The sequence below is a fragment of the Pseudomonas sp. 43mfcvi1.1 genome (assembly GCF_900115935.1).
Classification (GTDB): Bacteria; Pseudomonadota; Gammaproteobacteria; order Pseudomonadales; family Pseudomonadaceae; genus Aquipseudomonas; species Aquipseudomonas bijieensis.
Genome location: NZ_UETT01000001.1, coordinates 1 through 26,801 on the forward strand (window position 1 = coordinate 1; position 26,801 = coordinate 26,801).

Genomic DNA, 26,801 nt, shown 5'->3' on the forward strand with positions numbered 1-26,801 from the left:
TACACCTACACCCTCAACACTGCCGACGCCGATTTCAAAGGTTTGCATGGTGGCGGCAATGGCAGCGAGACCTTCACCTACACCCTGACCGATGCCGATGGCGACACCAGTACCGCGAACCTGGTACTGCAAGTGCACAACAACGACGACCCGGTGATCATCACCGGCCTCGACACCGAAGGCGGCGAGCTGACGGTCCAGGAAAAAAACCTCAGCGACGGCAGCAGCCCGGATGCGCCGGCCCTGACGCAAAGCGGTACTTTTACGATTACTGCTTTGGACGGTGTGCAGACCTTGAGCGTCGGCGGTATCAATGTGGTTACGGGCGGCGTGGCAGCCGGTTTCCCACAATCGATTACCACCGCGCTGGGCAACACCCTGACCATCACCGGCTACAACGCCACCACAGGCGTGGTCAGCTACAGCTACACGCTGCTGGACAATGAAACCCATCCAAACGCCAATGGCGCCAACAGCCTGAGCGAGCAATTTGCCGTAGTTGTCACCGACGACAACGGCACCACCGCCAACGGCAACCTCGACGTGAACATCGTCGACGACCTGCCGACTGCCCACGCTGATTCCGCCTCGGTGGATGAAGGCGGGACGGTCAGTGGCAACGTCCTGAATAACGACGAAGGCGGTGCCGACGGGCCGGCCGCGAGTGGGGCGGTGATTGGCGTGCGCGCTGGCAACGACACCTCGACCCCGGTGATTGGCGGCTTGAATACCCAGATCAACGGCACCTATGGCTACCTGACCCTGGACGCCAACGGCAACGCCGTCTACCACAGCAACCCGAACACCGTCAGCGCCCCGGGTGCCACCGATGTGTTCACCTACACCGTGCGCGACGCCGACGGCGATGAAAGCACCACCACCATCACCATCGATGTCCATGATGTCTGCCTCGTCGCTACGCCAGACCAGGAAGTCAGCGTCTACGAAAAAGCCCTCGACCTGAACCAGGACGGCCAGGACCTGGCGCCCGGCACCGTCACCGGCAGCGCCCCAAGCGCCACCAGCGAGACCGCCAGCGGCAGCCTTGTCGGTTCGGTCAGCGGCGCCGTTGGCGCAGTCGCGTTCGCGCTAGTGGGCAACGCCACCGGTGCCTACGGTCAACTGTCGCTTCAGCCCGACGGTTCCTATACCTACACATTGACTGCGCCAGCCACCACCACGCCTCACGCCAACGACGGCCCGAATGTGTTGAGCGAAAGCTTCACCTACCAGGCCACAGACTCGTTGGGCAATACCGTCACCAGCACCATCGTTATCGAGATCGTCGACGACGTGCCCAGCGCCCATGCCGATGTTGCCTCGGTGCTGGAGGGCGGCACGGTCAGCGGCAATGTGCTGGACAACGACGTACTTGGCGCCGACGGCGGCATGGTGATTGGTGTGCGCGCCGGCAACGACACCTCGAACCCGGCGATTGGCGGCTTGAACACTCAAATCAACGGCACCTACGGCTACCTGACCCTGGACGCCAACGGCAACGCCGTCTACCACAGCAACCCGAATACCGTCAGTGCTCCGGGTGCCACCGATGTCTTCACCTACACCGTGCGTGACGCCGACGGCGATGAAAGCACCACCACCATCACCATCGATGTTCACGAAAGCTGCCTCGTCGCCACATCGGACCAGGAAATCAGCGTCTACGAAAAAGCCCTCGACCTGAACCAGGACGGCCAGGACCTGGCGCCCGGCACCGTCACCGGCAGCGCCCCGAGCGCCACCAGCGAGACCGCCAGCGGCAGCCTTGTCGGCTCGGTCAGCGGCGCCGTGGGCGCAGTGACCTTCGCGCTGGTGGGCAACGCCACCGGAGCCTACGGTCAACTGTCGCTTCAGCCCGACGGTTCCTACACCTACACCCTGACGGCGCCAGCCGCCACCACGCCTCACGCCAACGATGGCCCGAACGTGTTGAGCGAAAGCTTCACCTATCAGGCGACGGACTCGTTGGGCAATACGGTCACCAGCACCATCGTCATCGACATCGTCGACGACGTGCCCAACGCCCATGCCGATGTTGCCTCGGTGGTGGAGGGCGGCACGGTCAGCGGCAATGTGCTGGACAACGACGTACTCGGTGCCGACGGCGGTGCAGTCATTGGTGTGCGCGCCGGCAACGACACCTCGAACCCGGCCATCGGTGGCCTGAACAGCCAGATCAATGGCACCTACGGCTACCTGACCCTGGACGCCAACGGCAACGCCGTCTACCACAGCAACCCCGACGCGGTTGGCGCGCCAGGTGCGACCGATGTCTTCACCTATACCGTGCGCGACGCCGATGGCGATGAAAGCACCACGACCATCACCATTGACGTGCACAACAGCTGCCTCGTTGCGGAAACCGATCACGAGATTACCGTCTATGAAAAAGCCCTGGACCTGACCCAGGATGGCCAGGACCTGGCCCCCGGCACCGTCACCGGCAGTGACCCGAGCGCCACCGGGGAAACCGCCAGTGGCAGCTTGGTCGGGTCGGTCAGCGGTGCCACGGGCGCCGTCACCTTTACCCTGGTGGGCAACGCCACGGGCGCCTACGGCCAGTTGCTGCTCCATCCTGATGGGTCGTACACCTACACCCTGACCTCGCCGGCCAGCACCACGCCCCACGCCAACGATGGTCCGAATGCCTTGAGCGAAAGCTTCACCTATCAGGCCACGGACGCCTTGGGCAACAGCACCACCGGTAACCTGGTGGTCAGCATCGTCGATGACGTGCCAAAGGCCGTTGCGTCCGAGCGTTCGGTCACGGCGGTGGAGATCGATACCAACCTGCTGATCGTGCTCGACGTCTCTGGCAGCATGAAAGATGCCTCCGGTGTGCCGGGGCTCTCGCGGATGGACCTGGCGAAACAGGCGATCAGCGCCTTGCTCGACAAATACGACGACATGGGCGATGTGAAAGTCCAGCTCGTGACCTTCAGCGGCAGTGCCACCGACCAGAGCACCCTGTGGGTGGATGTGGCAACTGCCAAGACGCTGATCTCGGCGCTGAGCGCGCACGGTGACACCAATTATGATGCTGCCGTGGCGATGGCCAAGACTGCGTTCGAAAATCCAGGCCAACTGACCGGCGCACAGAACGTCGGCTATTTCTTCTCCGACGGCAAGCCGACCTTGGGTGAAATCGGCTCGGCAGACGAGGCCGCCTGGAAAGCCTTCCTCGACGCCAACGGCATCAAGAACTACGCCATTGGCCTGGGCAGTGGCGTCAGCAACGCCCACCTCGACCCGCTGGCCTACGACGGCAGCGCCCACACCAACACCAACGCGGTGGTGGTCACCGACCTGAACCAGCTCAACTCGGTGCTTTCCGACACCGTGCAAGGTGCGCCGGTCACTGGCAACCTGCTGGGCGAGGGGGGCTCGTTCGGCGCCGATGGCGGGTTTGTCAAAAGCCTGGTGGTCGACGGCACCACGTACAGCTACGACCCGGCGGCCAACGGTGGCCAGGGTGCGCTGAGCGCCAGTGGCGGGGCCAACCACGGCTCTTTCAATACCGTCACCAATACACTGAGCATTGCCACCGACCATGACGGTACCCTGGTGGTCAACCTGGATACCGGTGCGTTCAGCTACACCTCTCAGACGGCCACCAGCACCTTGATCACCGAGCACATCGGCTACACCGTCAGCGACAATGACGGTGACCTGGCGAGCTCCAACCTGGTGATCAATGTCGTGCCCAACAGCCCACCGATCGCCGTCGACGACAACATCATCACCAACGTGCTGTCGGGCAACATTGTGATCCCGGGTGAGCTGCTGCTGGGTAACGACAGCGACGCCAACGGCGATCCGCTCACCGCGTCACCCACCAGCTTCAATACCGGCTGGGCCGCCAAAGGCGCGGACTTTACCGGCAGTACAGGCACGGTCAGTTTCACCGGTAACAACGTGCAGTCGATCAACCTCAGCCGCAGCGCCTTTGTCGCCAATACCGCGAGTATGACGGCGGCGCTGGTGGTCAGCGGTGCATTGGGGATGGTGTCCAGTAACAACACCAACGATGAGGACCGGCTCAACATCAGCCTCAAGCAGGGTGAAACCCTCACCCTGGACCACAACCTGGCGGCCGGTCGCATTGCCATGGAGTATTCACTCAACGGCGGGCCTTTCATCGCGATCAGTGACGGCGCTTCTTTCACCGCGGCAGCGGATGGCAACTACCAGATCCACGTCACCAACATCCCCAATGCAGGCGGTGGAAACGCCAACGCTGCGGAAAACTATCAACTGACCCTGACCGTCGACTATGCCGGGGCGCAGGACAGCACGTCGGATTACCACGGCAGCTACACCGCCAGCGACAATCATGGCGGCAGTGATAGCGCGTCGGTAGGCATCAGTTACCAGGCCGGCCATACCCTGACGGGCACCGCCGGGGACGATGTGCTGATGGCCGGTGGCGGTGACAACACCCTCAATGCTGGCGACGGCAACGACATACTCAGCGCCGGTTCGGGCAACAATACCTTGCACGGCGGGGCAGGCAATGACTTGCTCTACAGCGGCGCGGGCAACGACCTGCTCGACGGCGGTACGGGCAACGACACCGCGAGCTATGCCCACGCGACCGCCGGGGTCACCGTCAACCTGGGCCTGCTGGCGGCGCAGAACACCTTGGGCGCCGGCACCGACACGCTGACCGGTATCGAAAACCTGATCGGTTCGAACTTCAATGACACCCTCACCGGCGACGGCGCCAGTAACCGCATCAACGGCGGATTGGGCCATGACGTGCTCAATGGTGGTGGCGGCGACGACTTGCTGATCGGCGGCCTGGGCAACAACACCCTGACTGGCGGCAGCGGTGCCGATACCTTCCAGTGGCAAGCGGGTAACAGCGGCCATGACGTGATCACCGACTTCACGCCTGGCCTCGATAAACTCGACTTGTCCCAACTGTTGCAGGGGGAAAACGGCAGTGCGGCGTCACTGGACGATTACCTGCACTTCTCTGTCACCGGTAGCGGTGCGTCGCTCGTGACCAGTATCGACGTCAGCGCCACCGCTGGCGCTACGCCAAGCCAGACCATCGACCTGGCCGGCGTCAACCTTGCCAGCCACTACGGCGTCACGCCGGGTGCGGACGGGATGATCGCGGGCGCGGACACGGCGACCATCATCAACGGGATGTTGAATGATCACTCGTTGAAGGTGGACACGGTGTGAGGGCTGCTGTGGCGAGGGGATTTATCCCCGTTCGGCTGCGCAGCAGTCGCAAACCGGTCGGTAGGGGCCATCTGTCGCTGCGCGGCGTCTGGTTTTGGGGTTGCTTTGCAACCCAGCGGGGATAAATCCCCTCGCCACAGGGGAATGCGCCGCACTCATACTCAGGGTTTTCGCAATGTCTTCTGCCTGAGGATATAAACCGTCACCAGCACCGCACTGGTAAGCATGAACCCTCGCGCCCACGGCAAGGGCACCAGGTAGCAGGAAAAGAGGATGCTCGCCCACATCAGCCCAATGGCGTAGACCTTGCCCTTGAGCGGGATGCCGTTGCCGCTGAGGTAGTCGCGGATCCACGGGCCGAGGCGGGGATGTTCCACCAGCCATTGGTAGAAGCGCGGCGAGCTGCGGGCGAAGCACGCTGCGGCCAGCAGCAGGAAAGGGGTGGTGGGCAGTACGGGGACGAAGATGCCGATGACCCCCAGCACCACGCTCAACCAGCCGATGGCCAGTAGAGCGTAACGCAGGATCAACGGGCGGTTGCCGATGGGCGCGGACACCCGGTTACTCAGTGGTGACGAGGCTTGAGGATCGCCGGTTTCTCGTCCGGGGCGTTGCACAGCAGGTACAGGGCGGTGAGGGCTTCGGGGATCTGGACGATCATGTCGTCCATCAGGTTCGCATCGGCGGCGATGTCGGAGAACTCCGGTTGTTCGTCGAACAGGCCGGAACCGACCATGATCGGCAGCAGCATTTCGCTGACTTCCTCTTCGGCGGTTTCGAACCAGGCGGCTTCGCGCAGGAACACGCCTTCCATGAAACCGATGCACCAGCCACGCAGTTCCGAATCGTCCGGGTCATCGCCCAGGTCCAGTTCGCAGGGCAGTTCGAATTCTTCGTCGGAGGCCAGTTGGCGGGCGATGTGGGCCTTGAGGCCGACCAGCGTGGATTCGATTTCGGCGCGCTGGGCTTCGCTGGCGTAATGCGGCTCTTCGGCGAACAGGGCGTCGATCCACTCACGGTCCGGCACCTGTTCGGAGCAGATGGACAGGGCGGTCAGGTAGCCATGAGCGGCCACGTAGTCCAGCGCTTCATCGTGCAGCTCATCGGCATCGAGGAAGACTTGCAGGCGGGTCAGTTGCTCAGCGAAGGACATTACGGGCTACCTTGGGGAATAAACAATGCGGGAATTCTAGGCCTTCTTGAGCGCCCAGGCCAGCCGCGTGGTGTATTTGCCTTGCCCATGAGGGCAGGGTTGGGGGGCGTACCGAAAAAGAAGGGCTGAACTCGGTCCCTGTGGCGAGGGGATTTGTCCCCGTTGGGCTGCGCAGCAGACCCAAAATGGCCACCTGAGTTTGCGATCCACCTAGTAAGCCGAGAGGGCTGCTGCGCAGCCCGGCGGGGATAAATCCCCTCGCCACACATGCAGTGTTCGGCTTCCTTATCTTCAAAGTCCAAAGAGCCTCTTGTCAGCGACGCCCTTCGCAACGAAGGCCTCGGGTATACTGCCGCGTTTTGTGATGCCCTGCGGCGTCCGCCGGTCTGAAACGCGCACTTACGATTCGCCGGTGCAGCTTTTGCGATTCTGAACCAGCCTTGCAGGGATGTTTCGGTGATTTTTGGAGTTTCTATGCTCGAACAGGCTCAACGCGTCCTCAAGGACATCTTCGGCTACGACAGTTTCCGTGGCCGCCAGGGTGCCATTATTGAGCGCGTGGCCAGCGGTGGCGATGCCCTGGTGCTGATGCCCACCGGCGGCGGCAAGTCCTTGTGCTTCCAGGTGCCGGCGCTGCTGCGCAACGGCCTGGCGGTGGTGGTTTCGCCGCTGATCGCGCTGATGGACGACCAGGTCGCGACCCTCGAGGAGCTGGGTGTCGCCGCCGCTTCGCTGAACTCCACCCTCAGCGCCGAGCAACAGCGGGACCTGGCGACGCGCATCAAGCGCGGCGAAGTGAAGATGTTGTACCTGGCCCCGGAACGCCTGGTGCAGCCGCGCATGCTGGCGTTCCTGCAGAGCCTGGAGATCGCCCTGTTCGCCATCGACGAAGCCCACTGCGTGTCCCAGTGGGGCCATGATTTCCGCCGTGAATACCTGCAACTGGGGCAACTGGCGGAACTGTTCCCCGACGTGCCGCGCATCGCCCTGACCGCCACCGCCGACAAGCGCACCCGCGAAGAAATCGTCGAGCGCCTGCACTTGCAGGATGCCGAGCGGTTCCTGTCGAGCTTCGACCGTCCCAATATTTTCTACCGCATCGTGCCCAAGGAGCAGCCGCGCAAGCAGTTGCTGGCGTTCCTCGCCGAGCGCCGTAGCGATGCAGGCATTGTCTATTGCCTGTCGCGCAAAAAAGTCGATGAAGTGGCAGCGTTTCTGTGTGAGCAGGGGTTCCCGGCGTTGCCATATCACGCGGGCCTGCCCAACGACCTGCGGGCCTATCACCAGAAGCGCTTCCTCAACGAGGAAGGCCTGATCATGGTGGCCACCATTGCGTTCGGCATGGGTATCGACAAGCCCAACGTGCGCTTTGTCGCGCACCTGGACCTGCCCAAGTCCCTCGAGGCGTATTACCAGGAAACCGGGCGGGCCGGCCGTGATGGCTTGCCGGCCGACGCCTGGATGGCCTACGGCCTGCAAGACGTGGTGATGCTCAAGCAGATGCTGCAGAACTCCGAAGGCGATGAGCGCCACAAGCGCCTGGAACAGCACAAGCTCGACGCCATGCTCTCGCTGTGCGAAGAAACCCGCTGCCGTCGCCAGACCCTGCTGGCCTATTTCGATGAAGACATGCCTCAGCCGTGCGGTCATTGCGACAACTGCGTCGATGGCGTGGAAACCTGGGACGCCACCGAGCCGGCCCGCCAGGCCCTGTCGGCGATTTTTCGCACTGGCCAGCGCTATGGCGTGGGGCATCTGGTGGACGTGTTGCTGGGCAAGGACAACGAGAAGATCCGCAACTTCGGTCATCAGCACCTTTCGGTATTCGGGGTGGGCAAGGCCCGCACCGAGAGTGAATGGCGTTCATTGTTCCGACAACTCGTGGCCCGCGGCCTGGCCGACATCGACCTGGAAGGCTACGGCGGCCTGCGTTTGTCTGAAACCTGCCGGCCTTTGCTCAAGGGTGAGGTCACCCTCGAACTGCGCCGCGACCTCAAGCCGGCAACGGCGATCAAGAGCAGCAAGAGCCAGGCCAGCCAACTGGTGCGCGGCGAAGAGCGCGATCAATGGGAAGCCTTGCGCGCCTTGCGTCGCAAGCTGGCCGAAGAACACGGCGTGCCGCCGTACGTCATCTTCCCCGACTCGACGCTGCTGGAAATGCTCCGCAGCCAGCCCACCTCCCTGGCGGAAATGGCCCGGGTCAGTGGCGTCGGCGCGCGCAAGCTGGAACGCTATGGCGAGGCCTTCCTCCAGGTACTGGGCGGCGAGGCCGAAGCACCGAAAGCGGTGGCCGATGTACGCCACGAACTCATCACCCTGGCCCGCGCCGGCATGACGCCGTTGCAGATCGCCGGGCAACTGCAGTGCTCGGAAAAGAACGTCTACACGATGCTGGCCGAGGCCATTGGCAAACAGCAGTTATCCCTGGAACAGGCACTGGATCTGCCCGAAGAGCTGATGGGAGAGGTACAGGACGCGTTCCTGGATGGCGAAGGCGAGTTACCGCCAGTGTCTGAAGTCGCTGCATTGTTTGTCGGACGAGTTCCCGAAGGCGTGCTGTACTGCGTCAGGGCTGCGTTGCAGTCGGAATTTGAAGTCTGATCAGTCAGTTGCGTTCCTTTAACGATTCAGTGCAAGGCGAACCTTGCTTGAATCCAAAGCTCATGCTTAGCTGACTAATAATTAGTTTTTCTCTATTTCAGATCTGATGAGTTTTTTATGCCGTTAACCGATCAACACCGTTTTGGCATGCAGTTGGCGCAAATGTCTCGCGGCTGGCGTGCCGAACTGGACCGTCGCCTGGCCGGGTTGGGCTTGTCCCAGGCGCGTTGGCTGGTGCTGCTGCACCTGGCCCGTTTCGAACAGGCACCGACCCAACGTGAACTGGCCCAGAGTGTCGCCGTCGAGGGGCCGACCCTGGCCCGGTTGCTCGACAGCCTGGAAACCCAGGGGCTGGTGCAGCGCCAGGCCGTGGCCGAGGATCGCCGGGCCAAGAAAATCGTGCTGTGCGCACCGGCCCTACCGTTGATCGAACAAATCGAAACCATCGCCACGCAATTGCGTCGTGAGTTGTTCGAGGGTGTCGACGAGGCGGACATGCGCGTGTGCATGCGGGTCCACGGTACGATCCTGGCCAACCTGGAAAAATCCTGAGGCAGATCCCTGGCGTCAGACTTTTGAGATTCGCCGGTTAGCGAACTATAACCAGTAGTAAGCGTTCCTATTGGGGGCGTTTACGCCGAGGTTGGTTCTGGTAATCGAAAGGGATGCCCATGCTTGAAAGTTTGCAGTCCACGTTGCGCAGTTGGGTCAACGTGTCGGTCGTCGTGGGTGCCCTGGGGTATTCGGCCTTGGCGTCAGCGCTGGGGCTTGGCGAGATCACGCTCCATTCTGCCCTGAACCAGCCGTTGCGCGCCGATATCGCCTTGGTCGATGTGGCTGGGATCGGCGAGGGCGATCTGTCGGCCAGCCTGGCGAGCCCGGACGATTTCAGTCGTGCGGGTGTGGAGCGGGTGTTCTTTCTCAATAACTTGCGCTTCACCCCGGTATTGCGCGGGGAGCGCAGCTTCATTCGGGTGACTTCCAGCAAACCGGTGGAGGAACCGTTTCTCAATTTCCTGGTGCAGCTCAATCAGCCCAACGGGCGCCTGTTGCGCGAATACACCGTACTGATCGACCCGCCGGGCACACCGGGTATCGTGCCGGCCCGCGACGAACCTGCCGAGGCCCCGCAGCCCGCGATGCCGGCGATCAAGCCGCCCCCGGCGCTACAGGGCAAGCGCTACACGGTGGTGCCGGGAGACAACCCCTGGATCATCGCCAAGCGCCTGCATGATGCCGGTAGCAATGCGTCGGTCAATGAACTGATGCAGGGCATCCAGGCCTTGAACCCCGGCAGCGACCGGCTTTCCATCGGCCAGCGCTTGTTATTGCCTGACTCAGCCGTGCTGCCGACGTCTGCTGCAACCAGCGCCGGCCAGGCATCCGTTGCGTCCGATGAACAACTGGCCGCCAGCGTGCTGCAAAACCAGCAGCAACAGAAAACCATCGATGAACTGCAAGCCCGGCTCCAGGCCCAGGATGAGGAAATCGCTGGCCAGCGCAAGCAGATCAGCGAATTGCAGACTCGGTTGGCCGAAGTTGCGCCAACTCCCGTTGCAGTGGCGCAACCGCAGCCGCAGCTCCCTGCATCGGAACCGGTACCGGACGCACAGCCCGCTACAGAGCCGGTTGTCGAGCCAGAGGGCATCAATTGGTCATGGGTGGCGGGGTTGGTGGGCCTGTTGGGGTTGCTGGCGCTGTTGCTATTGGTTCGGCGCCGGCAGCAGCAGGCCGAGTTGGAGCCGATAAGCGGGCGTCCCGAGCCGATGCTGGAGGAGGGCGACGAAACCTTTGCATCAATTCCCGATACGGAGCCGTCCGAGCCCGCGGCATCGTTCAATAATGGGGATGCGCCCTTGGGTGATGTGCTGGAGGGCGTCGGGATTTACCTGACCTACGGTCGTTTCGCCGAGGCCGCGGGGCTGTTGCGTGCCGCGTTGCTGGCGGAGCCGGAACGCACCGACCTGGGTCTCAAGTTGCTGGAGGTACTGGGCAAGCAGGGCGATGTCATCGGTTTCCAGGCCCAGGAACATCATCTACTGGCACAGGGTATCGATGCCGGGATGTTGGCGGAAATCCGTGGGCGTTACCCCAAGGTTGCCGCGATCGCTGCACCGACAGTGGCATCGGTGCAACCTCAGGTACCGGTTCCTGCATCTGCTCCCGAACGTGAGCCGGTGCCCAGTGACGAATTCGAGTTGGACCTGGATGCACTGTCCATGGAAACCAGTTGGGACCTGGCCGATGCCCAGGACAACACTGTCAGAAAAGACGCTGATTCTCCCCTTGCCGCCGATGGTTTGTCGCTTTCAGGCTTCGACGAACCGGACTTGCAATGGGAAGCGCCGCTGGAAACCGAGTCATTGGACGATGCCTTTCTCGACGGTTTTGCCGATGAGGAGCAGTCGCTGGAGCTTGAGCCGCTGACCCTTGAACCTGTTTCCCTGGACGCCATGCCCCTCGAACCCCAGGCTCCGGAACACTCGCTCAAGCTGGAGCAGGCGCAGAATTGCATCGATGATGGGGACCTGAAGACCGCCGTCTCCCTGCTTGAAGAACTGCTCGAAGAGGGGGACGAACCTTTGAAGCAGACTGCGCGAGTGCTATTGGCCGGGATTCGCTGAACTTCGGATTGGTGAACCCCAGCGAGCCCGTGTGGGAGCAAGCCTGCTCGCGATTGCGGTGGGGCAGCTTGTTCGATATTGAATGTGCCGACGCTATCGCGAGCAGGCTCGCTCCCACAATGGATCGGCGCCGGATAATCCAATACCGCATCGCTATCAGAACGTCTGCCCCAGGTTCAGATAAACCGCCTGCTCATCATCGTCGTTAAAGCCATAGCTGAAATTCAGGGGCCCCAGCGGTGTATCGAACCCCAGGAAAATACTGGCGGCGTTGATGTAGCCGCTGTCGAATTCGTTGTCGTTGTTCCAGGCCCTGCCGCGTTCCAATGAGCCGCCGATGTACAGCGGCAAGTCCAGCGGCAGGTAGGCCCGCGGTGTGAGCCGGCGGTAATACACGGCGCGCATCAGGCTGATGTTCTGCCCGGAGACCCCGTCTTCGCGAAAGCCCGACAGTTGCCGTGCGCCGCCGAGTACAAAGCTGGATGTCACGACCTCCGCGGTGTCCATTGTCCGGCCGTAGCGCCCGCCCAGGATGAAGGTGTCCGGGCCGCTGCTCAGGGCCTTGTCCAGTTTGAATTCCCACTGGCGGTAACGCTGGTCGGAACCCAGCCCCGGTTCGTATTGGCGCCAGGTCAGGCCGATGTCCTCCCCTTCATGGGGGAAGTACACGTTGTCGAAGGAGTCGAAGGAGTACTTGAGGTCATAGAAGCCTTCATTGAAGTTTTCGCTGGGCTGGTCGTGATCGCCAATGCGCACATCCGCCTTGCCCCAGGCCTGGCCGACACCCAGGCGGATTTCGCCGCTGTTGCCGATCTGTCGGCCGACGTTCAGGCCGAAGCCATAGCGTTCGACGCGATACTGGGCCACCGGATCGTTGTCCAGGATGGATTCCACGTTTCGCGATTCAAACTGCCCATAAGGGGCGATGAAGTAGCGCGAGCCGACATCCAACGGCTGGTAGAACTCGCTGTACAACTCCTGCCTGTCGCCGATCTGCGCCCGGGTCAGCCATTCGGCGCCCAGGCGGTTGATACCGTTGACCCGATAGCTGGCCCCCAGGTTGAACGCGCTGTCGCCGCGCATGTCGTCCGACAGGCTCAGCCCCAGCCGCAGGTAGTCGGTGCCGGTGCGTCGGCCCCGGGCGCTGATGACCAGTGTGTGGTCCGGGCCCTTGCGGACCACGCGGTATTGCACCTGTTCGAAATAATCCAGGCCGTACAGCGTGCCCATGTCGGTCTGCAGGCGCCCCAGGTCCAGCGGCTCGCCAATCTGCTGGCGAATGTAATAGCGGATCACGTCATCGCCGACTTTCGAATCGTTCTCCACGCGAATGGCGGTGATGACCGGCGTGCGTTCGCTTGGGGTGCGTGCGGCCATGAGTTCGGCGTCGGGCGCTTCGGAAGGGCGTAGAGGGGCCAGGCGCGCCTCGAGTATCCGGGTGGCGCGGTAGCCGGCGTCGATCATCTCCCGGGCCCGGCCGAAGTCAGTGGAGCCGAAGCTTGCCAGGGCCGGCTGGATCAGGACGTCGTCTTTTTTCAGGGTTGCCAGTTGCTCTTCAGAGTTGCGCCGAGTCATCAAGGTGGTCGACTGGTTCAACACGTCGACCACCGTGACCAGTTGCTTGCGGTTGCGCAGGGGCGTACCGATATCGACCACGATGGCCACGTCCACGCCCATTTCCCGGGCCACATCCAGCGGGATGTTGTCGGTCATGCCGCCGTCCACCAGCAGCCGGCCGTCCAGTTCCACCGGGGCGAACACCGCCGGGATGGACATGCTGGCGCGGATGACCTTGGGCAGGTGGCCTTTGCGGAACACCACTTTTTCGCCGCTGGCGATGTCGGTGGCAACTGCACGGAAAGGGATCGGCAGTTTGTCGAAGTCCCGGGTGTCGCTGGCGTGGGCCAGCAGGCTTTCGAGCAGCAAGGCCAGGTTCTGGCCCTGGATGACCCCCAAGGGCAGGCCAAGGCTGCCGTCGTCGCGAAAGCTCAGTTTCTGTTTGACCAGGAAGTCGCGGTCATCCTGTTTGCGCCGGAAGGGCACGTCCTTGCGCGGTGGGGCGTCGGACAACGCCTGTTGCCAGTCGATGCCCAGGGCGAGTTTTTCCAGTTCGTCGATCTTGTAGCCCGAGGCATACAACCCGCCGATCACCGCGCCCATGCTGGTACCGGCAATGGCATCGATCTTGATGCCTTGCTCTTCCAGGGCCTTGAGCACACCGATGTGGGCCAGCCCCCGTGCCGCGCCGCCGGATAGCACCAGGCCGATTTTCGGGCGTGGCGCTTCGACGGCGGGCGCGTTGGCATGGCCGAGCAGGGGCAACAGCAACAGAAGCAGGAGGGGCAGCAGGCGGCGCATCGTCAATCTCGGGGGCGGGCGATCAAAGGCAGGTATTATAACGACGCCTTCGAACCCAGGAGTCCACCCGCAATGACCGAACACAAACCGGAAGTCGTCATCACCTATTGCACCCAGTGCCAATGGCTGTTGCGCGCCGCCTGGCTGGCCCAGGAACTGCTCAGCACCTTCGCCGATGACTTGGGCAAAGTGTCCCTGGTGCCGGGCACTGGTGGTGTGTTCCACATCAGTTGCGACGGCACGCAGATCTGGGAGCGCAAGGCCGATGGCGGTTTTCCCGAAGCCAAGGTCCTCAAGCAGCGGGTCCGCGACCAAATCGACCCGGCGCGGGACCTGGGCCACAACGATCGGGTTCAGTGAGACGCGGCTTGAGCGCCAACCCCCGGTTTCTTCGAACCGCCCAGTTGGCTTGAGATCACGATGGCCGCGATGATCACCACGCCGCCCAGCAGCATGCGCAGTGTCGGGTTTTCATCGAACAGCCACCAGGCCATGGCGATGCCGTAGACCGGCTCCATGGCGAAGACTACCGCCGCTGTGCGGGCCTTGATCACCGCCAGGCTGGCGACGAACAGGCTGTGGGCCAGGCCAGTGCAGAACACGCCGAGCAAGCCGATCCACAACCAGTCGATGGGGCGCACGTCGCTCAATTGTGGCGCGGCCATTGGCAACAGGCACAACCCGACCACCACGTTCTGGCACAGCGCGGCCTGTACGGGCGGCACATGCGCCGAGCCGGCGCGGTTGGTCAATGACAACAGGGAAAACAGCAACCCCGAGGCCACGGCCCACAGCAAACCGGTGGTGGCGCCGCTGGCCAGGTCGAAGTTCGGCGTGACCAACACCAGGCCAATGCTCACCAGCACCACCAGCCAGATTTCATTGGCGCGAATCCGCTCGCGGAAAATCAGCCCCTCGAGCAATACCGTGAAGGCCGGGAAACTGGCGAACCCCAACGTGGCGATCGCCACGCCGGCAACCTTCACGGCAATGAAGAAACTCACCCAGTGCCCGGCCAGCAACAGCCCCCCGAGCAGCAACCGCCGGCCATCCTGTGCCCGCAGTTTTTGCCAGCGGCTGCTGCTGGCAAACCGGGCAAATATCGTCAGGGCGAGTACGGCGAAGACGGCGCGACCGAACACGATGACCGCCGGCGAAGCTGCGGCGAGTTTGCCGAATACACCGGTCAGGCCAAACATGAGTGCGCCAATATGCAGGGCGCCGAGGGCAGTACGGGGCGTCATTTCAATCCTTGTCCAACGGTTGAGCGTCAGGGTATTGAACCTGTTGCCGAGCGCTTCTGTCTGTCGCGATCCTAGCGATTTTTAGCGCGAATCTAGCGCTGACGCCGCAGCTTGCCCGGCGAGACGCCGAATTCGCGCAGTACCGCTGCGGCGAAGGCACTCTGGGAGCTGTAGCCGACCCGTTGGCCGATCTCGCCGATGGGCAATTGCGAATCACGCAACAACGCCACGGCCTTGTGCAAGCGGCGGCTGCGGATGTAATCCATCGGGGTTTGCCCGCACTCGGCGACGAAGCGCGCATGCAGGCGGGCGCTGGAGAGACCGGCGACCTGCGCCAGGTCCGCCACTTGCAGCGGATAGGCCGCGTACCGGTCGATATGGGCGTTGAGTGCGGCATAAGGCAGGCGCCGGCCACCGAGGGTTTCCTGGCGAGCACCATTGAGACTCGCCAGCAGCAGCACCGCGCCTTGCTGGGCGATCACCGGGTCGTCCACCGGGCTGCCGGCCAACCAGGTGACCAACTGGCTTTGCCCCGCATCCAGGGGCAGGCGCGCGGTGTCGTCGAGCAAGCGGCGGCTGGCGTCTGCGTGATCCCCCAGGCATTGCCCGACCCAATCATCACTGGGCACATCCAGCACCAGGCAACGACTGCCATGGGGGCTGCCACAGGCGTGATGCGCACCGGCCGGTATCACCACGAAGCTTTGTTGCACCACCTGGCTGCCCTGGCCTTCGACCTCGAAATCCAGTGCGCCAGACAACCCGAACACCAATTGGGCATGGTCATGGCTGTGGACGATCAAGTCGTGGCTGTAGTGGCGTAGCGTGAGGATCGGTCTCATCGCGGTCTCCCGTGTCAGGCCGCCAGCATACACCGAGGGCGCAACGCCCGGCGCTGTCATGCAATGGACTTGTGTTTGTCATGGGCCATTAACCGCTGGCGTGCACAGTGGCAAAAACGATCAGAGGGTTGCCCAATGACCAGCGCCGAGCTCGCCAGACCCAGCCGCAAACAGCGTGTTCGCACCCTGTGGATTTCCGATGTGCACCTGGGCACCCGGGATTGCCAGGCCGAGCACTTGTCGCAGTTCCTCAAGGGTTACCACGCCGACAAGATCTACCTGGTAGGGGACATCATCGATGGCTGGAAACTGCGCGGTGGCATGTATTGGCCCCAGGCCCACACCAACGTCATTCGCCGCTTGCTGACCATGAGCAAGCGCGGCACCGAAGTGATCTACGTCACCGGCAATCATGACGAATTCCTGCGGCGCTATTCGAAGCTGATCCTGGGCAATATCCAGTTGGTGGACGAAGCGGTGCACGTCACCGCCGATGGTCGGCACCTGTTGGTGATCCATGGCGATCAGTTCGATGTCATCACCCGCTACCACCGTTGGCTGGCGTTCCTCGGCGATTCGGCCTACGAGTTCACCCTCACGCTGAACCGCTGGCTCAACCATTGGCGGGCCCGTTACGGCTACGGTTACTGGTCGTTGTCGGCGTACCTCAAGCATAAGGTCAAGACCGCCGTCAGCTTCATCAGCGATTTCGAGGAGGCCATCGCCCACGAGTGTGTAAAGCGCGAACTGCACGGCGTGGTCTGTGGGCATATCCACCATGCCGAGATGCGCAAGGTGGGGGAGGTGGAGTATCTCAATTGCGGTGATTGGGTCGAGTCGTGCACGGCGTTGATCGAGCATTGGGATGGGTCGATCGAGTTGTATCGGTTGGCGGAGGCCCAGGCGCGGGAGGCGCAGTTGAAGGCACTGAAAGTCGCCGAACCTGCGTGAGCCTTACACCATTGTGGCGAGGGGATTTATCCCCGCTGGGCTGCGAAGCAGCCCCCTATTGGTGTGCCTAGTTGATCGCGCTGAAGCAAATTTTCTTGGGGCTGCTGCGCAGCCCAGCGGGGATAAATCCCCTCGCCACAGGGATTTTCTGTGTCTGTCAGAGCATGGGCTGTTCAGCCATCGCCGCCTTGTAGATCGATTGTTTCGGCGCGGCAAACACCCTTTCCAGCATCGGCTCGAAGAAACTCAACGGCAGTGTGTCGTACTTCGGATCGAACGCCGCCGCGTCATATTTCGCACAAAAGTCGATCGTCGCCTGGTACTGCGGATGTTCGCAAAACTGCTCGCGCAGGTGACGGTCCATGCCCAGGTGATGGAAGAAGTAATAGCCCTGGAAAATCCCGTGTTTCTCCACCATCCATAGGTTCTCGGCGCTGACGAATGGCTTGAGGATCGCCGCCGCGATATCCGGGTGGTTGTATGAGCCCAGGGTGTCACCGATGTCGTGAAGCAGGGCGCAGACCACGTATTCCTCGTCGCGCCCGTCGCGGTAGGCACGGGTGGCGGTTTGCAGGGAATGGGTCAGGCGATCCACCGGGAACCCGCCGAAGTCGCCGTCCAGCAGTTTCAAGTGGGCCAGGATCCGGCCCGGCAACTGTCGCGCGTAGGCGCTGAAATCGGCTGCGATGATCGCCCAGTCTTCCTGGGTGCCGTCCTGCATGTGGGTAAAGCGTGCATGCGTATTCATCGAGGGTCCTTTGGCTCATGGGCATTCAACGCTTAGAACGCCACCTTGCCCAGCAGCATGTCGCGGTACATGACGAAATCGCCAAGCAGGCTGTAGAACGGATGCTGGAACGTGGCAGGCCGGTTTTTTTCGAAGAAAAAATGCCCGACCCAGGCAAAGCCGTAGCCAGCGACGGGCAGGGCGATCAACCACCACCAGGTGCCCGCGACGAGCGCCACGGCGAGAATCACAAAGAGCAGGGAAGTACCGACGAAGTGCAGTCGTCGGCAGGTGCTGTTGCTGTGTTCGCTGAGGTAATACGGGTAGAACTCAGTGAACGTATTGAATCGTCTGGCGTTTTCCACGACTGCGAGCTCTGTGGTCATTGTTGTTTATTGAAGTCTAGAGCGATCATGGACAGCGGCTAGTGACAATGGGCGCCACTCTAGTGTCCTGTGTTACAAATACCCCTTGTTTTTGTAATGAAAGACACTGCTATCCTTCGCCAATCCAGCCGTACCCTGCGGCTCGTCATGCAAGTAAAAACGTCATGAGCGAACGAACGACTTCTTCAAGCTGGGCGATGGGGATCGTCAAGGCATTGGAAATGGACGGCGTCGATTGCCGGGCGCTGTTCAAGCAGTTGGGGCTGGACTTCGAGGCCCTGGACGATCCGGATGCCCGTTTCCCCCAGGACTCGATGACGCGGCTCTGGCAACGGGCGGTCGAGTTGTCGGGTAACCCGGCCATTGGCTTGAACATGGGCAAAGTGGTGCGTCCGGCCTCGTTCCATGTGGTTGGCTATGCCTTGATGTCCAGTCGCACCCTGGCAGAGGGCTTCCAGCGGCTGGTGCGTTACCAGCGGATCATTGCCGAAAGCGCCGACTTGAGTTTTCGTCGCTTGGAAGAAGGCTACGGGCTGATCCTGACGGTGCATGGCGACCATCTGCCCCCCACTCGCCAAAGTGCCGAAGCCTCCCTGGCCTGTGCGCTGGCTCTGTGCAGTTGGTTGACCGGGCGCACCCTGCACCCGGTGAAGGTGCTGTTTCAGGGGGCCGAGCCGTTGGACCTGGGGCCTTATCACCGAGCCTTCCCCGCGCCGCTGGTGTTCGGCGCGTCTTATGATGCGCTGATTTTTGAACCGGCCGACATGGAGGCGCCACTGCCGACGGCCAACGAAGCCATGGCGCAGCTTCACGACCGGTTTGCCGGTGAGTACCTCGCGCGCTTTTCGGAAAGCCGCGTGACCCACAAGGCGCGACAGGTGTTGTGCCGGTTGTTGCCCCAGGGTGAGCCCAAGCGTGACGTGGTGGCGCAGACGCTGCACCTGTCGCAGCGCACCTTGCAGCGGCGCCTGCAAGAGGAGGGCACGAGTTTCCAGAACCTGCTCGAAGACACCCGGCGCGAACTGGCCGAGCAGTACCTGGCGCAGCCGGGCATGACGTTGCTGGAAATCGCCTACCTGCTGGGGTTTGCCGACCCGAGCAATTTTTTCCGGGCCTTTCGCCGTTGGTTCGACACCACGCCTGGTGAATACCGGGCACGCCTGGCGAGCCAGCCTGCACCGGTCAGTGACGCCAGAACGCCGGGATACACAGCACGAACACTGTGATGATCTCCAGACGGCCCAGCAACATGCCCCCCGACAGAATCCACTTGGCTGCGTCCGGCAGCGGTGCGAAATTGCCCGCCGGCCCGATGGTTTCCCCCAGCCCCGGGCCGACGCCCGACACGGTACTGGCCGCGCCGGTCAGCGCCGTCATCCATTCCACGCCCAGCAGCGACAGCAGCAGGGCGATCACGCAGATGGTGATGGCGAAGAAGAACGAGAACGTGAGGATCGAGCGGACGATTTCTTCGTCGAGGCGATGACCGTTGTATTTCTGCTTGATCACTGCACGAGGGTGGATCAGTTGATTAAGGTTGGCCCGCAGCAGGATGTAGGCGACCTGGAAGCGGAAGATCTTGATCCCGCCGGCCGTCGAGCCTGAACAACCGCCGACGAATCCCAGATAAAAGAACAGCATCAGCGAAAAGTTTCCCCACAGGCTGTAGTCGCCCAGGGCGAAGCCGGTGGTGGTGATGATGGACGTCACGTTCAGCGCCACGTGCCGCAGGGCATCCAGCCAATGCAGGTCGGTGGTTGCCCAATACCAGGTGCCGAGCACCAGCCAGGTCACCAGCAGCACGCCGATAAGCCCCTGGACCTGCTGGTCCTTGATCAGCGCCCGGCGATTGCCCCGCAGCGTCGAGACGTACAGGGCAAACGGCAGGCTGCCAAGAATCATGATGACGATGGCGACCCAATGCACGGCTGGCTGGGTCCATTTGGCCAGGGACAGGTCCGAAGTGGAGAAACCGCCGGTGGAGATCGCCGACATCGAATGGTTGATGGCGTCGAACAGGCTCATCCCTGCCCACCAGAGCGCCAGGGTGCCGAGAATGGTGATGCCTACGTAGGACGCCACGATCAGCCGTGCCACCATGTGGGAGCGGGGCATGACTTTTTCCGAACGATCCGACGATTCGGTCTGGAACAGGCGCATGCCACCGATACGCAGCAGGGGCAGGATCGCCACCGCCATGCCGATGAAGCCGATACCGCCGAGCCAGTGCAGCAGCGAGCGCCACATCAGGATGCCCGGGGACATGTTGTCCAGGCCACTGAGGACTGTGGCGCCGGTGGCGGTAATGCCGGACATGCTTTCGAAAAACGAGTCGGTATAGCTGATGTGTTGGGTCAGCAGGAACGGCAGCGCGGCGAAGATACATACCACCAGCCAACTGCTGACGGTCAGCAGGTACATGTCGCGCGGGCGCAGGTGGATGTGTTCCGGGCGCCCGGGAAGCACCAGGGCCAGGCCGGCGACGAAGGTGATCATGCTCGACCACAGGAACGACGGCAGCTCTTGGGTGCGCTCGAAGACCACCAGGGTGGCCATGGGCACGACCATGAAGATCGCCAGGGTGATCAGGAAGATGCCGATGATGAAACCAATGATCCGCAGGGTCGGCAACGCCATGAAGTCCGCTCAGGCTGAAAGGGAAGGGCGCCATTCTACCTGTGGCAAGCGTCATGTAAACCGGCACCCGGCGGCGCTTGCGGGGCGCGGGCGCGTGGCAACGGAATTTGAACTAACGAACTCGCCAAACAGCCACTAGAATAGCCGGACATTCTTTCAGGAGGTGGCCGATGCAGGCTCTCGACGCTTTGCTCAACCGTGTTTCCGTCCCGCGCCTGGTAGACCCGGCCCCCACGTCCGAACAGCGCGAACTCATGTTCGCCGCGGCCATGCGGGCGCCGGATCATGGCCAGTTGCGCCCATGGCGTTTTCTGACGGTCGAAGGGCAGGCGCGGCATCGCATGGGCGAGCTGCTGGCCGAAGCGGCGCGGTTCAGTGACCCGCTGGTACCGGACGCGATGGTGGAAAAGGCTCTCAATGGCCCATTGCGCGCGCCTCTGGTCGTGGTGGTGATTGCCCGTCTGCAGGACCATTTCAAGATCCCTAAATCCGAGCAATTGCTGGCAGCCGGCTGTGCGGCCCATGGCATCCTGCTGGCGGCTTATGCCCAAGGGATTGGTGGCGTGTGGCGTACCGGTGAGCTGGCGTACTCGCCGCATGTGGCCAGGGGGCTTGGCCTTGAAGACGGGGAAGAGGTCATTGGCTTCCTCTACCTCGGCACGCCGCAGAAAGAAGCGCGTACGGCGCCGCAGGAAGATGTCGGGCAGTTTGTCCGCGAGTGGACGGGCGCGTAACCTCGCAAGGGCAGCGGATTGCTTGAGGCTGGATTGATCCACTGTGGCGAGGGAGCTTGCTCCCGCTGGGCGGCGAAGCCGCCCCAAGTGGAACAACGCAGTCTTCCAAGCACACCGCGCCAAGCCGGTTTACGACTGCTGCGCAGGCGAGCGGGAGCAAGCTCCCTCGCCATAAAATCAACAGCCGACGGTGGCGTTATTTACACGCGTCCGCAATCGCCTCGGCCAGCAGGTCCAGGCGCGTGGCGTCGATGCCGGCGACGTTGGCCCGGCCGGTGCCAACCATATAGACGCTGTGGCGTTCGCGCAGGTGCTTGACCTGTTCCGGCGTCAGGCCGGTGTAGGAGAACATCCCGCGTTGCACGCCGATATGGGCGAAGCGCTCGCGCAGGCCATGGGGTTCGAGGGCCTCCAGCAAGCCGCTGCGCAATTGCGCGATGCGCAGGCGCATGGCCTGGACTTCATCGGCCCACAGGCTTTTGAGTTCCGGATTGCCGAGGATGGTCGCCACCACGGCCGCTCCATGGTCCGGCGGCGTCGACCACAGGTTACGGGCGATGTTGGCCAGTTGGCTGCGCACGTCCAGCAGTTTTTCACCGTCCCGGGCGCAGACGATCAACGCACCGGTGCGGTCGCGGTACAGGCCGAAATTCTTCGAACAGGAACTGGTGACCAGCACTTCCGGCAGCGCATCGGCAAACAGCCGAACTGCCCAGGCGTCCTGCTCCAGCCCATCGCCGAAGCCCTGGTAAGCGAAATCGATCAGCGGCAGCAGGTCGCGGCTGCGTACCACTTCCAACACCTGGCGCCATTGCTCATGGGACAGGTCAAAGCCGGTGGGGTTGTGGCAGCAGGCATGCAGCAGCACCACATCGCCTTTGGGCGCCTGGTTCAGGGTCGCCAGCATCGCCTCGAAATCCAAGCGGTTGTCGGCGCCCACATAAGGGTAATGACTGGCCTTGACGCCAGCCGCGGCGAAGATGGTTTCGTGGATCGGCCAGGTCGGATTGCTCAGCCAGACGCCACGGCCAGGCAGGCATTGGGCGATGAAGTCGGCACTCAGGCGCAGGGCACCAGTGCCGCCCGGTGTCTGGGTGGCGCCAGCGCGCTTTGCGCTGATCAGCGGCGAGTCGGTGCCCAGCACCAGTTCATTGATCAACTGGCCGAACGCGGGGTCGCCATGGCCGCCGATGTAGGTCTTGGTGGTCTGGCGATCCACCAGCCATTGTTCGGCCTGCTTCACGGATTGAAGAATCGGCGTCAGGCCCTGGGCGTCCTTGTAGACACCCACGCCCAGGTCGAACTTGCTCGGATTGCTGTCCGCGCCGTAGGCCTCCATCAGGCCGAGGATCGGGTCGCCGGGTACCCGGCCGATGGCATCGAAATGCATTACTTGCGGCCCTCGGCGGTCTTGGCCACGTCATCGGTGCGGGCGGCCATGATGAAGTCGTTGCGGTGCAGACCCTTGATGGAGTGGCTCCACCAGGTCACGGTGACTTTGCCCCATTCGGTGAGCAGGCCTGGGTGGTGGCCTTCGGCCTCCGAGATTTCACCGACGGCGTTGGTGAAGGCCAGGGCGTGCTTGAAGTTTTTGAACAGGAAAACTTTTTCCAGCTGCATCACGCCGTCGCGCACTTCGATGTTCCAGTCGGGGATCTGCTTGATCAGCGCCGGCAGTTCTTCGTCGCTGACTTGCGGGGCATCGGCGCGGCAGGCTTCGCAATGGGCTTGGTTCAGAGTGTTCATGGTGTGTTCCTGGATCGAATATTTGAAAAACGTCGATGCACCCACGCTAAAGCAAAGCCGCGTTGTGCAACAGACTCAATTGAGATTAAAAGACGCGGTTCACGCTGCCTTGGGTGGGAATTTCGGGGCGTGCAAGCCCAGTTCCCGACCGCGCTTGACCATGCCCATGATGTCTTCGTGGGCCAGGTCGAACAGGCGCTTGAGCTCGGGCAGCACGAAATACACCGGTTGCAGGATGTCGATGCGATACGGCGTGCGCATCGCTTCCAACGGATCAAAAGGCTGGTGTTCAGGCTCGTCCGACAGGCAGTAAACGGTTTCCTTGGGCGAAGACAGGATGCCGCCACCGTAGATGCGCCGGCCCTGCGGGGTCTCCACCAGGCCGAACTCGATGGTCATCCAATACAGGCGCGCCAGATAGACGCGTTCTTCCTTGGAGGCCTGTAGGCCGAGTTTGCCGTAGGTGTGGGTGAATTCGGCAAACCAGGGGTTGGTCAACAGCGGACAGTGGCCAAAAATCTCGTGGAAAATGTCAGGTTCTTGCAGGTAGTCCAGTTCTTCGCGGGTACGAATAAAGGTCGCTACCGGAAACTGCTTGCTGGCGAGCAGTTCGAAGAAGGTCTGGAAGGGGATCAAGGCCGGCACCCGGGCGACTTGCCAACCCGTGGTCTCGCCCAGCACCTTGTTGATTTCGCCCAGTTGCGGGATACGGTCGTGGGGCAGGCCAAGCTTGTCGATGCCGTCCAGGTATTCCTGGCACGCGCGGCCTTCGATGACTTTCAGCTGGCGGGTGATCAGCGTGTTCCACACCGCATGTTCTTCGGCGGGGTAGTGGATAAAACCTTGCGCATCGGGCTCGCGGGCCACGTACTGCGTCTGCTTCATGCTGCTCTCCTGCTGATTTCCCTCAGGGGGGAAGGCTGTTTGTTTTTATGTCCAGCGATGCATTAGAGATAACTCGAAGCAGGGATGTGTGCAGCAGGCAGACGAAGGGATGGATTGCGATAAAGGCATGAATTCGTAAAGTTTTCGTTACGTATTGGGCGGTACTCCAGTGTTGTCGAGATTTTCAGCTGGGAAATGGCCTACAGCTGTCACATAATCTTGACGTTTATTTGCGCTGCCATGCAGAAAACCTTGTGGCGAGGAAGCTTGCTTGCGCTGGCTGCGCAGCAACCTCCTCCCCATGCTTGCATACACATCGATATCGGGCCTTTTCATGCGCATCAAAGTCCATTGCCAAAACCGCATCGGCATCCTGCGAGACATCCTCAACCTGCTGGTGGAGTACGGCATCAACGTTGCCCGGGGCGAGGTCGGGGGTGAGCATGGCAACGCGATCTACCTGCATTGCCCGAACCTGATCAACATTCAGTTCCAGGCGCTACGTCCGAAATTCGAAGGCATCGCCGGGGTATTTGGCGTCAAGCGCGTAGGATTAATGCCTAGCGAGCGTCGGCACATGGAGCTCAATGCCCTGCTCGGTGCCTTGGAGTTTCCGGTGCTGTCCATCGACATGGGCGGCTCCATCGTCGCGGCCAACCGGGCGGCGGCGCAGTTGCTCGGGGTGCGGGTGGACGAGGTGCCCGGGATTCCACTGTCCCGCTACGCCGAGGATTTCGATTTGCCTGAACTGGTGCGCGCCAACCAGTCGCGGATCAACGGGCTGCGGGTCAAGGTCAAGGGCGATGTGTTCCTGGCCGACATCGCCCCGTTGCAATCGGAGCACGACGACAGCGAGGCCATGGCCGGCGCGGTACTGACGTTGCACCGGGCCGACCGGGTCGGCGAGCGAATCTATAACGTGCGCAAACAGGAGCTTCGCGGCTTCGACAGTATTTTCCAGAGTTCCAAGGTGATGGCGGCGGTAGTGCGTGAGGCCCGGCGTATGGCACCGCTGGACGCGCCGCTGTTGATAGAAGGCGAAACCGGCACCGGTAAGGAATTGCTGGCACGCGCCTGTCACCTGGCCAGTCCGCGCGGGCAATCGCCATTGATGGCGCTCAACTGTGCCGGGTTGCCGGAGTCCATGGCCGAGACCGAACTGTTCGGCTACGGCCCCGGTGCTTTCGAAGGTGCCCGGGCCGAAGGCAAGCTTGGCCTGCTGGAACTGACTGCCGGGGGAACGTTGTTCCTCGATGGCGTCGGGGAGATGAGCCCGCGCCTGCAAGTGAAACTGCTGCGCTTTCTGCAGGACGGCTGCTTCCGTCGCGTAGGCAGCGATGAAGAGGTGTACCTGGACGTCCGGGTGATCTGCGCTACCCAGGTGGATTTGTCCGAACTCTGTGCCCGGGGAGAATTCCGTCAGGACTTGTACCACCGCTTGAACGTCCTTTCCTTGCACATCCCGCCGCTGCGCGAATGCCTCGATGGCCTGGCGCCGCTGGTGGAGCACTTCCTCGACCAGGCCAGCCGCCAGATCGGCTGTGCGCTGCCCAGGCTGGCGCCGGCGGCGATGGAGCGTCTGAGTCACTACCACTGGCCGGGCAATGTCCGGCAATTGGAAAACGTACTGTTCCAGGCCGTTTCCCTGTGCGACGGCGGGACGGTGAAAGCCGAGCATATTCGCCTGCCGGACTACGGCGTGCGCCAACCCCTTGGCGATTTTTCCCTCGAGGGCGGATTGGACGAGATCGTTGGGCGTTTTGAGAAAGCGGTGCTGGAACGTCTTTACTCCGAACATCCCAGCAGTCGGCAATTGGGCAAGCGGCTGGGGGTTTCCCACACCACCATCGCCAATAAGTTGCGGGAGTACGAGGTGGGCAAAGCTGCGCCTTAGCGGGCATTGTTTTCGCTGGTATGGGATTTGCTACATCGAGAACTGTCCACGCTTATTCATATTTGGTGGCGATTTTTTGACAAGGGCAGAGCCCCGATTCCCGCTGCGTATGTGAGGTTCAGGATGCAAAAGAAGATAGCTGTGGTGCAGTCGAATTACATTCCCTGGAAGGGCTATTTCGATCTGATCCGCAGCGTCGACGCGTTCATCCTGTACGACGATGTCCAGTACACCCGGAGTGACTGGCGCAACCGCAACAAGATCAAGACTGCCCAGGGTGAGCATTGGCTGAGTATTGCGGTCAGGAAGAAGGGCCGTCTCGGACAGTTGATCAACGAAGTCCAGGTCAGCAGCCCGGATTGGGCCGCGGCGCACTGGAAGACCATTGAGCAGAGCTACCGGCGCGCACCGTGCTTTACCCAGATGGAGGCGCCGATTCGCGCGCTCTACGAGCAGGCTGCCGACCTCACCCATCTGTCCCGCATCAACCACCTGTTCATCGCCGGTTTGTGCCCCCTGCTGGGCATCCATACGCCGCTTCACCGTTCCGAGGATCTGGGGGGCGTAGAGGGCAAGAATGAACGCCTGATCCATCTATGCCAGGCCCTCGGGGCCAACGAATACCTCTCTGGGCCGGCGGCCAGTCACTACCTCGACGAAGCGGCGTTCGCCGCCGAAGGGATTGCCGTGTCGTACATGAGCTATGCCGGCTATCCCGAGTATCCGCAGGTGTACGGCGACTTCCAGCACGCGGTCAGCGTCATCGACCTGTTGTTCAATACCGGCGCGGATGCATCGGCTTTTCTGAATAAAAGGGCTGCCTGAG

At 62.1% G+C, this 26,801-nt stretch carries 22 protein-coding genes; 10 read left to right on the forward strand and 12 right to left on the reverse strand.

Features of this window, described 5'->3' with window-relative positions:
- A partial coding sequence (locus DTP52_RS00005) for an S-layer family protein (protein WP_109751309.1) occupies positions 1 to 5,193 on the forward strand: 5,193 nt, incomplete at its 5' end.
- Positions 5,194 to 5,354: 161 nt separating this feature from the next.
- Here DTP52_RS00005 and DTP52_RS00015 read toward each other — a convergent pair.
- Both DTP52_RS00015 and DTP52_RS00020 read right to left on the reverse strand, forming a co-directional pair.
- Positions 5,355 to 5,750 (reverse strand): YbaN family protein, encoded by a 396-nt coding sequence (locus DTP52_RS00015; protein ID WP_109751311.1) that lies wholly within the window; start codon positions 5,748 to 5,750, stop codon positions 5,355 to 5,357.
- Between the two features lie 8 nt (positions 5,751 to 5,758).
- Positions 5,759 to 6,346, reverse strand: a complete 588-nt coding sequence (locus tag DTP52_RS00020) for a YecA family protein (RefSeq protein WP_109751312.1) — start codon at positions 6,344 to 6,346, stop codon at positions 5,759 to 5,761.
- A 474-nt stretch (positions 6,347 to 6,820) separates the two neighbouring features.
- Between DTP52_RS00020 and recQ the strand changes: the two genes are divergently transcribed.
- From recQ to DTP52_RS00035, 3 genes are all read left to right on the forward strand, one after another.
- Positions 6,821 to 8,947 carry a DNA helicase RecQ gene (gene recQ / locus DTP52_RS00025; RefSeq protein ID WP_109751313.1) on the forward strand — a complete coding sequence of 709 codons (2,127 nt, stop codon included), beginning with the start codon at positions 6,821 to 6,823 and terminating at the stop codon, positions 8,945 to 8,947.
- A gap of 117 nt (positions 8,948 to 9,064) precedes the next feature.
- A complete protein-coding gene (locus tag DTP52_RS00030; RefSeq protein ID WP_003199001.1) occupies positions 9,065 to 9,499 on the forward strand; it encodes a MarR family transcriptional regulator in 435 nt (144 codons plus the stop codon).
- A gap of 119 nt (positions 9,500 to 9,618) precedes the next feature.
- Entirely contained in the window at positions 9,619 to 11,571 is a 1,953-nt protein-coding gene (locus tag DTP52_RS00035) for a FimV/HubP family polar landmark protein (protein WP_109751314.1), read from the forward strand.
- 156 nt (positions 11,572 to 11,727) lie between these two features.
- On the opposite strand, the gene DTP52_RS00040 is transcribed toward DTP52_RS00035, so the two are convergent.
- Positions 11,728 to 13,929: a patatin-like phospholipase family protein gene (locus DTP52_RS00040; protein ID WP_109751315.1), complete on the reverse strand. Its 2,202-nt coding sequence runs from the start codon at positions 13,927 to 13,929 to the stop codon at positions 11,728 to 11,730.
- A gap of 72 nt (positions 13,930 to 14,001) precedes the next feature.
- Between DTP52_RS00040 and DTP52_RS00045 the strand changes: the two genes are divergently transcribed.
- On the forward strand, positions 14,002 to 14,289 hold the full coding sequence (locus DTP52_RS00045; protein ID WP_109751316.1) for a SelT/SelW/SelH family protein: 288 nt from the start codon (positions 14,002 to 14,004) through the stop codon (positions 14,287 to 14,289).
- Here DTP52_RS00045 and DTP52_RS00050 read toward each other — a convergent pair.
- Positions 14,283 to 15,173, reverse strand: a complete 891-nt coding sequence (locus tag DTP52_RS00050) for a DMT family transporter (protein WP_109751317.1) — start codon at positions 15,171 to 15,173, stop codon at positions 14,283 to 14,285. The genes DTP52_RS00045 and DTP52_RS00050 overlap by 7 nt on opposite strands.
- Positions 15,174 to 15,265: 92 nt before the next feature.
- The gene (locus DTP52_RS00055) at positions 15,266 to 16,015 is read right to left on the reverse strand and encodes an AraC family transcriptional regulator (protein WP_109751318.1); all 750 of its coding nucleotides are present in this window, start codon (positions 16,013 to 16,015) and stop codon (positions 15,266 to 15,268) included.
- A gap of 135 nt (positions 16,016 to 16,150) precedes the next feature.
- On the opposite strand from DTP52_RS00055, the gene DTP52_RS00060 reads away from it, so the two are divergent.
- The gene (locus DTP52_RS00060) at positions 16,151 to 16,966 is read left to right on the forward strand and encodes a UDP-2,3-diacylglucosamine diphosphatase (RefSeq protein WP_109751319.1); all 816 of its coding nucleotides are present in this window, start codon (positions 16,151 to 16,153) and stop codon (positions 16,964 to 16,966) included.
- 157 nt (positions 16,967 to 17,123) lie between these two features.
- Here the strand turns inward: DTP52_RS00060 and DTP52_RS00065 are convergent, their stop codons facing one another.
- Both DTP52_RS00065 and DTP52_RS00070 read right to left on the reverse strand, forming a co-directional pair.
- Positions 17,124 to 17,714 (reverse strand): HD domain-containing protein, encoded by a 591-nt coding sequence (locus DTP52_RS00065; protein WP_109751320.1) that lies wholly within the window; start codon positions 17,712 to 17,714, stop codon positions 17,124 to 17,126.
- 32 nt (positions 17,715 to 17,746) lie between these two features.
- On the reverse strand, positions 17,747 to 18,058 hold the full coding sequence (locus DTP52_RS00070) for a DUF962 domain-containing protein (RefSeq protein ID WP_109751825.1): 312 nt from the start codon (positions 18,056 to 18,058) through the stop codon (positions 17,747 to 17,749).
- Between the two features lie 185 nt (positions 18,059 to 18,243).
- Here DTP52_RS00070 and DTP52_RS00075 point away from each other — a divergent pair, with 185 nt between their 5' ends.
- On the forward strand, positions 18,244 to 19,305 hold the full coding sequence (locus DTP52_RS00075) for an AraC family transcriptional regulator (RefSeq protein ID WP_109751321.1): 1,062 nt from the start codon (positions 18,244 to 18,246) through the stop codon (positions 19,303 to 19,305).
- Here the strand turns inward: DTP52_RS00075 and DTP52_RS00080 are convergent.
- A complete protein-coding gene (locus tag DTP52_RS00080; RefSeq protein ID WP_109751322.1) occupies positions 19,262 to 20,716 on the reverse strand; it encodes a TrkH family potassium uptake protein in 1,455 nt (484 codons plus the stop codon). The genes DTP52_RS00075 and DTP52_RS00080 overlap by 44 nt on opposite strands.
- Positions 20,717 to 20,886: 170 nt before the next feature.
- On the opposite strand from DTP52_RS00080, the gene DTP52_RS00085 reads away from it, so the two are divergent.
- Positions 20,887 to 21,450, forward strand: a complete 564-nt coding sequence (locus DTP52_RS00085) for an NAD(P)H nitroreductase (RefSeq protein ID WP_109751323.1) — start codon at positions 20,887 to 20,889, stop codon at positions 21,448 to 21,450.
- A 196-nt stretch (positions 21,451 to 21,646) separates the two neighbouring features.
- On the opposite strand, the gene DTP52_RS00095 is transcribed toward DTP52_RS00085, so the two are convergent.
- The 4 genes from DTP52_RS00095 to DTP52_RS30995 form a co-directional block, all read right to left on the reverse strand.
- On the reverse strand, positions 21,647 to 22,840 hold the full coding sequence (locus tag DTP52_RS00095) for an amino acid aminotransferase (RefSeq protein WP_109751325.1): 1,194 nt from the start codon (positions 22,838 to 22,840) through the stop codon (positions 21,647 to 21,649).
- Positions 22,840 to 23,196 (reverse strand): 4a-hydroxytetrahydrobiopterin dehydratase, encoded by a 357-nt coding sequence (locus tag DTP52_RS00100; protein ID WP_109751326.1) that lies wholly within the window; start codon positions 23,194 to 23,196, stop codon positions 22,840 to 22,842. The genes DTP52_RS00095 and DTP52_RS00100 overlap by 1 nt, the downstream gene beginning before the upstream one ends.
- 99 nt (positions 23,197 to 23,295) lie before the next feature.
- On the reverse strand, positions 23,296 to 24,081 hold the full coding sequence (phhA, locus tag DTP52_RS00105; protein ID WP_053154874.1) for a phenylalanine 4-monooxygenase: 786 nt from the start codon (positions 24,079 to 24,081) through the stop codon (positions 23,296 to 23,298).
- 147 nt (positions 24,082 to 24,228) lie between these two features.
- A complete protein-coding gene (locus DTP52_RS30995; protein WP_146206829.1) occupies positions 24,229 to 24,417 on the reverse strand; it encodes a hypothetical protein in 189 nt (62 codons plus the stop codon).
- Between DTP52_RS30995 and DTP52_RS00110 the strand changes: the two genes are divergently transcribed.
- Positions 24,416 to 25,975 carry a sigma-54-dependent transcriptional regulator gene (locus tag DTP52_RS00110; protein ID WP_109751826.1) on the forward strand — a complete coding sequence of 520 codons (1,560 nt, stop codon included), beginning with the start codon at positions 24,416 to 24,418 and terminating at the stop codon, positions 25,973 to 25,975. The two genes, DTP52_RS30995 and DTP52_RS00110, sit on opposite strands and share 2 nt — an antisense overlap.
- 123 nt (positions 25,976 to 26,098) lie before the next feature.
- A complete protein-coding gene (locus DTP52_RS00115) occupies positions 26,099 to 26,800 on the forward strand; it encodes a WbqC family protein (RefSeq protein WP_109751327.1) in 702 nt (233 codons plus the stop codon).
- The last annotated feature ends 1 nt before the right edge of the window (position 26,801 follow it).